Annotated in this window: 1 protein-coding gene; it reads left to right on the top strand. The window is 53.4% G+C overall.

All coding sequences use genetic code 11. The annotated features are described in order from the left end of the window. The coding region (locus R7190_RS30365) for a tyrosine-type recombinase/integrase (RefSeq protein WP_318138274.1) at positions 1-530 on the top strand (530 nt) is incomplete at both ends.

Below are 530 nucleotides of genomic sequence, written 5' to 3'. Positions count from 1 at the left end.
TGAGATGTCAGCCAACCCTGCCAAAGGGGTGTCTGCACCTCGTAAAAAGCGCCCGCTGCCAAAAAACCTCGATGTGGATGAAGTGAATCAACTGCTCGAAGTGAATGAAGGTGACCCATTGGCGATCCGCGATCGCGCAATGATGGAGCTGATGTACGGTGCTGGCCTGCGTTTAGCCGAGTTGGTCAGTGTGGATGTGCGAGATGTGCAGCTGCGCAGTGGTGAGCTTCGTGTTATCGGTAAAGGTGACAAAGAGCGTAAAGTGCCTTTTTCGGGGATGGCAACGGAATGGGTTGGTAAGTGGCTGCGCGTTCGTGGTGACTTAGCAGCGCCAGGTGAACCTGCATTGTTTGTGTCTAAACTCGGAACCCGTATTTCGCACCGTAGCGTGCAAAAACGCATGGCCGAGTGGGGACAAAAACAGTCTGTAGCCAGTCACATTAGCCCACATAAGTTGCGCCACTCATTTGCCACGCACATGCTGGAGTCGAGCAACAACTTACGTGCGGTGCAAGAGCTTTTAGGTCACG

The sequence above is a fragment of the Vibrio sp. 1078-1 genome (genome assembly GCF_033340475.1).
Note: the sequence above shows the minus strand (reverse complement) of the source record. Positions and strands in the feature narration are given on the sequence as shown.